General features: G+C 44.1%; 7 protein-coding genes. All 7 read right to left on the bottom strand.

From position 1 onward, the window contains the following. Nucleotides 1-15 precede the first annotated feature (15 nt). The 7 genes from PVV70_RS07990 to PVV70_RS07960 all read right to left on the bottom strand — a co-directional run bounded on the left by PVV70_RS07990 (nt 16) and on the right by PVV70_RS07960 (nt 6,477). Nucleotides 16-243, bottom strand: a complete 228-nt coding sequence (locus tag PVV70_RS07990) for a hypothetical protein (protein ID WP_273758733.1) — start codon at nt 241-243, stop codon at nt 16-18. Beyond that, nucleotides 240-902 carry a lysozyme gene (locus tag PVV70_RS07985; RefSeq protein ID WP_273758732.1) on the bottom strand — a complete coding sequence of 221 codons (663 nt, stop codon included), beginning with the start codon at nt 900-902 and terminating at the stop codon, nt 240-242. The genes PVV70_RS07990 and PVV70_RS07985 overlap by 4 nt, the downstream gene beginning before the upstream one ends. A 66-nt stretch (nt 903-968) precedes the next feature. Beyond that, complete coding sequence (locus PVV70_RS07980; protein WP_273758731.1) at nt 969-3,059, bottom strand: hypothetical protein; 2,091 nt, start codon at nt 3,057-3,059, stop codon at nt 969-971. Nucleotides 3,060-3,087: 28 nt separating this feature from the next. Beyond that, nucleotides 3,088-3,303 (bottom strand): hypothetical protein, encoded by a 216-nt coding sequence (locus tag PVV70_RS07975; protein ID WP_273758730.1) that lies wholly within the window; start codon nt 3,301-3,303, stop codon nt 3,088-3,090. A 9-nt stretch (nt 3,304-3,312) separates the two neighbouring features. Beyond that, nucleotides 3,313-4,446 carry a phage tail protein gene (locus PVV70_RS07970; RefSeq protein WP_273758729.1) on the bottom strand — a complete coding sequence of 378 codons (1,134 nt, stop codon included), beginning with the start codon at nt 4,444-4,446 and terminating at the stop codon, nt 3,313-3,315. A gap of 7 nt (nt 4,447-4,453) precedes the next feature. Continuing rightward, the gene (locus PVV70_RS07965) at nt 4,454-5,467 is read right to left on the bottom strand and encodes a phage tail protein (protein WP_273758728.1); all 1,014 of its coding nucleotides are present in this window, start codon (nt 5,465-5,467) and stop codon (nt 4,454-4,456) included. An 8-nt stretch (nt 5,468-5,475) separates the two neighbouring features. Further along, nucleotides 5,476-6,477: a phage tail protein gene (locus PVV70_RS07960; RefSeq protein ID WP_273758727.1), complete on the bottom strand. Its 1,002-nt coding sequence runs from the start codon at nt 6,475-6,477 to the stop codon at nt 5,476-5,478.

The following is a 6,477-nucleotide window of genomic DNA, read 5'->3' as shown; positions in this document are numbered from 1 at the left end:
ACACAAGAAACTGTCCTATTTGCCCCGCACCCAACGAGACAAAGCAGAACGCACACCAGCATCAGTTTTTTGATTAACTTCATTTTCTACCTCAAAACGGGTCCTTGCCGTCTTTAAAGCATGCTCTTTTTGCTTTTGCCGTTCACTCTTCTTGCCAAGGTGAAAAGCCTTGGCTAATGCCATAAAAAAAACGGCTAAAGCCGCTAACAAAACAGACAGATTTCTTTTGAACCAAAAAATCATAAGCGCTGTTCCTTAAATCGCTTGGCAACAATCACCAGTCCTGTACACGCCGCTAAAACCATAATCCCTGCTAACGCCCACTGAATCGGTCCATTGCCTACTAAAAATCCTCCAAATCCTGAACAAGACCCTATAATCGGGGCAAGGGCTTCTACCTTTAAAAGTCCTCTTGCCTCACGTGTTTCTACCCTGTGATAGTTCGAAGCAATGTAAGACCCCTTTGCCCACAAACCGGCTTCTGCGGCTCGACGGTTGGATAATCCCACAAAAGGCTTACCCCCTATCTTATTCCATTTCTGTAATTCACTAGGAACAGCTTCATAATCCCCTTGATTAAGCTTCTTCAACAACGTTGACTTGCAAAAGGCTTTTGTTCCTACGTTATAACAAAACGACACCAATGCCGCGAATTGGCAATCCGTTAACGAAACCGTCACCGATTCCTCGACTGTCTTCTCAAATTGCTTTAAGTCTTCACAAAGAATTGCTTCTGCTTGCTCTTTTGTGATACGCATGCCTTTTTTGACAAGCGGACTACCAGCATTGCTGGTATGACCATAACCAATGGTCCAGATACATGCCGCATCTTTATAAGCCTCCAAACGCAATCCTTCCCACTGTTTGATAAGCTCCAAACCTTCTTTCGATATCTTTCTCATCCACTCCTCCATAAAAAAAGCCCCACATCAGTGGGGCTGTATAAAAATCTTCTAATCAGTCTCGCGTTAATAGGATAAATAAAATGGCTCACTACATCCACGGGCGCCTATTTTTTCATCTTCCTCATAACGAGAATGCGCAAAATTCCGTACAAGATAATCATTGTTTGAACCATCAGCCCAATCGCCTCCTCCCAACATAACATTTATGTCTACACGTAAACTGCTTCCTTGTTCCCCTGTATGCCATTTGGTCACGGGATAACAACCAGACAAAAATTGCCACACATAACCGCAGCCATCTTCACAGCCAATATGCGAAATCATACGACGGGATGCCGTATCAATATGTCCGCCTGACGTCTTAGGAGAAGGCGCTTGATTGCCTGAAATACTCGTGCCATAATTGCTTCCAGTCATGGAGACCGTGAACTCATCATTCGTCAAAAGTCTCTTCCTAACAGACGCCAAATCCCCTTGATGTTCATAATAGCGACGATTAGTCGTAATCGGAGCACCATATGCCGACTTCGTATTTTTACCCGTGCCTGATTGAAGATAAATATCGACCCAAATATTACTCAACGGATTGTAAACCATTCCCTCTGGAGAACACCATGGACGGTGATTTAAACACCAAACAGACATGGGCAAAATATCGCCTGCTTGATAACCCGATAAGGGATGTTCTTCAATTGTACCAACATCTGTACAAAGCGTATGAAATCCACCAATCTTTTCAGAATTATGCTCTGTATAGCCTTCTGGAGCTGTCGGATTTAACGAAATTTCATAGGATAGATCATGCTCCTGATCTTTTAGGATGAGATATATATAATAATCCTTTCCAGCCTCAAGAGTTTCTTGAAAGCTCATAGTTCCACGCCCTGGAACACGGTTCAAGATGTACCTACCCCCATGATCACCACCATGATAAAAGCGAAAAAATGCGCCGTTGTTGATCACAAGACCTTTTCTATTTTGCGGATCGGCTTCCAAAATTTTGTGAGGCTGTACAAAATGCACATTCTCTAAAAAATAAGTAAAAAGAGAATTTACATTGCCTTGAATGGCTGAAAGACTCTCACTATGCGTTTGTATCGTCTCTTGCACTTCTGTCAATGCATTTTTTGCTTCTTCCGCTAAAGCTTTTGCTTCAGAAGCAGCGGTATTCGCAGAATTTGATGTTGCTGTCACCGTGTCTAAAGAGCTCTTGACCTCTCCAAGTCCTTGCTTCGTTGTGTCAACTTCGCCTTTGGCTTGCTCCGCAACATTCTTCGCTTCATTGGCTATTGTTTCTAAGCCCTCTGCTTGAGATTTCGCATCGCTAGCTTCTTTTAGAGCCTTCTCGACTTTCTCTGTTACACTATCTGCTACACCTTTCGCTTCTTCCGCCAAACCCTTCGCTTCTGAAGCGAGTTTCGAGGCTTCTTCCCCGCCTTTTTTGGCTGCTTCTGCAACTTTCTTAACTTCATGACACGTTGCTACCGCTGTTGCGGCTACTTGCGTCGTCTCGGTTGCTGTTTGTGAAGCTTCTCTTGCTGTTTGTTCTGCACGGGTTGCAATGGTTTTCGATTCATCGGCTAACCTCTTGGCTTCGGTCGATAAATTAACAGCATTCTCACTGCTCTGTTTGACCTCTGCAAAATTTTGTAATGCCGTCTCAAGTGAACCTTTCGTACTATTGATTTCCCCAGAGGCTCTATCAACTGCTGCTTTTGTCTCTTCTGCCATGTGCTTGACAGCATCAGAAGTATTCTTGGCTTCTTCTGCTAAGCCCTTGGCTGTATCCGCTGTATCTTTCGCAAGATTAGCCGTGGTCGTCGCTGCTTTAGCTTCTTCCTTCGCTTCATGAGACGTCGTAAGCGCTGTTGTCGCTGTTTGAACTGTTTTCGTCACTTCGCTAAGCGCTTGTTCCGACACCCTCTTCGATTCTTCTGCAACCTGTTGCGCACCATTTGCACGCGCCATGGCTTTTTCCGATTCTTGCCTTGTATTAACAACCTGTTCTAACGGTGCAAACTCTTCATACGAATACAAAGATGCCGTCCCTAAAATCTTCGGAACAACAACACTATCTTGCGAAGTACCTTCTCTGATTTCCTCTTTCGTTGCTATTGGTATCAGATACTCATGACTATGATCGGGTATTTTCATTTGCTTTATTCCTCCATTAAACCTAAAACTAACACTCTTTCAAATCTTCAAACTCTTCGCTTAAGGCTTCTAAGCGCTTCTCTAAATCTTTTAACGAACCATCAAAATCGGCTTTCAAAGCTGTTTTCAGTAAATCAAAAACGCTCTGAAGCGGCGCATGCACAAAATGGTCCCCCGAATACAAAACAACCCGTACTTGAGACGGGTCGCTAAGTTCTGATATTGCAAACGGTTTTAATGACATTTCAACTCCTCATGTCTTGATCCCATAAACCACACTCACATTAACCGGGCGCGTTTCAAGTCCACCAACCCTCTCTGCCATAAGGTGATGCTCATGATGCGCTCTGTCATGGACGCCCTCTTTGATCGGCGTTGAATAATATAAAAAGTTGGCAAAGGGGCTTCGGATAAACCAAGGCAAGCGGGCTGGCTTATCTTTTTCTGTAAACCAAAAGGGAACCTCTACCTGTGGACTGCCTGCTATCTGGTCAAATTCTTGATGACACTTGTCCAAGGCATCTCCGTCTAATCCTAGACACTCTTCGTCTAGAGATCTTTTTTGCCTTGGCAAAGAACCGTCAGAAGAAGAAAAAGCCCGTTTCTTTCGTGAAGAAGCACCTTCTGAAGAGGCAGGTCCTATTAAATGTTCATGCGCTTTTAAAGAACACGCTTGTTGGCTGGCAAAGGAACGCCAAGGATCTAGACCACGTTCATAATCCATGCCCCGTAAAAACATTCCCCGAAAATCGGGAACATTAAAGGTCGAAACGCCATCTCCCGCGCCCCACGTTGTTCCTATCGCCTCAAACAACGCTCTATAACTGCTTCGCAAATAAGCACGCCCATCACAGACTAACCAACCTTCCGGCAAACGCTCCATTGCAAAAGGACCAATAAAACCAGACGGTAGGCGTTTTAAAGAAGAAACTTTCTCTCTTGTTGGATTGAGAATTTGCCAACCACTTATCTCTTCATCATATATAACAGTATAAAGACAGCCCTCTTGGATCTCGCCTCCCGATAAGGCTAATAAACCGGTGTCCGTCGCCTTATAAACGGGCTTAGCAGCCAAATTATCCAAAGCAATCGTGGTCGCTCCAACATTCTTACCTTTCGCTTTAAAACAAACCGATATCCCATTCTTATACGCTAAAAACTGAGATTGACTTTGAAGACGTATTCCACTGGTCTTTTGTTCTTGATTAACCGTAACAATCCCTTCAATCACACCCCCCGTATCATATAAATACTCATGCACCCTTTGCATCATCACACGGGCGCTGTTATTGACCGTGTTGGGGTGCTGCCCCTCTGACCAATTAATAAGATTATCGGCTCCACCATTTTCAGATGCCGTTAAAGACCAATCATAAATCGTTGACATCACAACCTCACGTCTTGATCGCAAACACAACACTCATATTAATCGGGCGTGTCTCACTGACACCAAAACTTGCCGCTGAAACATCACGCATATGAAGATGGGAATGGGGAAAGGCTAGCTTATGATGAACCCGTATATCTTCTGCCCTCACACCTAGGCGTTCGGCAAGCTTCAACCTTTGCTGCTCATTAAGCACATAACCCCAGATAATCGTCATATCGCCATGCCAACTCTCCTCCTCATTTTCAGCATTCAAAATCGTAAAGGATTGACCACCATGATCATGCTTTCTCATGGCGTCATTCTGTAAAGTACCAAGATAACGAAAACGGTCTATCTCACGCTCATCATCAACCCCGCGCAAAAAGACACCTCGCAAATCGGGAACATGAAACTTCGTCCAACTATCACTGCCACCCCATCTTGTTCCTATCGCATCATAAAGAGCACTATACTCACTGCGCAAATAAGCCTTTCCATCACACAACAACCAACCTTCCGGTAAAACTTGCATCCCAAAAATCCCTATCGTGCCCGCAGGATCAATCGGTTTCATCGGCTCTTGTGATAAAGAAACCGGCGTAGGATTTAAAATATGCCAAGCATCATCCCGATAAACCAAACGATAAATGCACCCCTTTTGTATCTCACCTCCTAATAAAGCACTCATGCCTAATTCTGTCGCCTTATAAACCGGCTTTCCTCCTAACGTATTCAAAGCAATTGTTGTCGCTCCAACATTCTTACCCTTTGCTTTAAAACAAACCGATATCCCATTCTGATATTTCAAAAAATGTGATGAGCTTTGAAGGCGTATCAACGTCGTCTGTTGTTCCGTATTAACCAAAAAGGTGCTTTCAATCAGACCGCTCGTATCCGATAAATATTCCCTCATCCGTTGCATCATCACACGCGCGCTGTTATTCACGCTGCTTGGACGCTGCCCCTCTGACCAATCAATCAAATCATCACAATAGCCATTCTCAGAGGTTCTCAAAGACCAATCATAAATCGTCGACATCTGACATCTCACGTTTTAATCGCAAACAGAACAGAAACATTCACTGGACGCGTCTCACCTTCACCAGAGCTTCTCAAATCAACCTCTTGATTTTCATCATGGCTATAGGGACTTGCAATATAGCTCCCTAAATTCTCACGCTCTATTCCCATAAAGTTTGCAAGTGCCCCCCCTCCAAACAATCCTAGACGGTACCCCAAAACAGCCGTCGTATTCCCATCCCAAAAGTCTTCATTGCTGGTAAAATGGGGAAAGGAAAGACTTTGCCCCTGATGTTGATGAGACTCCATTAAATCTGTTTGCACACTGGCAAAAGAACGCCCCTCATCGATATGACGACCGTCATCAAAACCTCGTAAAAACATCCCCCTAAAATCGGGAACATTAAACGTTGTAACACTATTCCCTTCTCCCCAAACCGTCCCTATCGCAGAAAACAAATCACTATAATCAGTCCGCGAATAAGCCTTTCCATCACAGAGTAACCAACCTGTTGGAAAATCACGCATCGCAAACGTTCCGATAAAACCAGTAGGATAAAGACTGAGTTCTTCTTCTAAAGGGATAGAGGTTGGATTAACAAGATGCCAACCATCTCCATTATAGACTAATGTATAAATGCATCCCTGTTGGATTTCGCCGCCCGATAAAGGACCAATCCCTAAGGCGGTCGCTTTATAAACCGGCTTGCCCTCTAAAGCATTAAGCAAAACCGTGGTTGCTCCAATATTTTTATCCTTAGCCATAAAGCGTAAAACGATACCATTCTTGTATTCTAAAAATGCCGTTTGGCTTTCAAGACGTATTGTACTTATTCGTTGGACATGATCATTCGTCACAACCCCTTCAAGCGTTCCACCCACATCTAACAAGTATTCCTTGATACGCTGCATCATCACACGCGCGCTGTTATTCACGCTACTAGGGTGCTGTCCTTCGGACCAATCAATCAAATCATCTGCGCGCGTGTTATCCGCCGCTCTTAGCGACCAATCATAAATCGTTGACAT

The sequence above is a fragment of the Bartonella sp. AU55XJBT genome (assembly GCF_028618525.1).
The sequence above is the reverse complement of the archived record's forward strand: the minus strand, read 5'-3'. Positions and strand labels throughout refer to the sequence as shown.

Coding starts and splice junctions, on each gene's coding strand:
- PVV70_RS07990 (WP_273758733.1), bottom strand. CDS start 243: ATGATTTTTTGGTTCAAAAGAAATCTGTCTGTTTTGTTAGCGGCTTTA.
- PVV70_RS07985 (WP_273758732.1), bottom strand. CDS start 902: ATGAGAAAGATATCGAAAGAAGGTTTGGAGCTTATCAAACAGTGGGAA.
- PVV70_RS07980 (WP_273758731.1), bottom strand. CDS start 3,059: ATGAAAATACCCGATCATAGTCATGAGTATCTGATACCAATAGCAACG.
- PVV70_RS07975 (WP_273758730.1), bottom strand. CDS start 3,303: ATGTCATTAAAACCGTTTGCAATATCAGAACTTAGCGACCCGTCTCAA.
- PVV70_RS07970 (WP_273758729.1), bottom strand. CDS start 4,446: ATGTCAACGATTTATGATTGGTCTTTAACGGCATCTGAAAATGGTGGA.
- PVV70_RS07965 (WP_273758728.1), bottom strand. CDS start 5,467: ATGTCGACGATTTATGATTGGTCTTTGAGAACCTCTGAGAATGGCTAT.
- PVV70_RS07960 (WP_273758727.1), bottom strand. CDS start 6,477: ATGTCAACGATTTATGATTGGTCGCTAAGAGCGGCGGATAACACGCGC.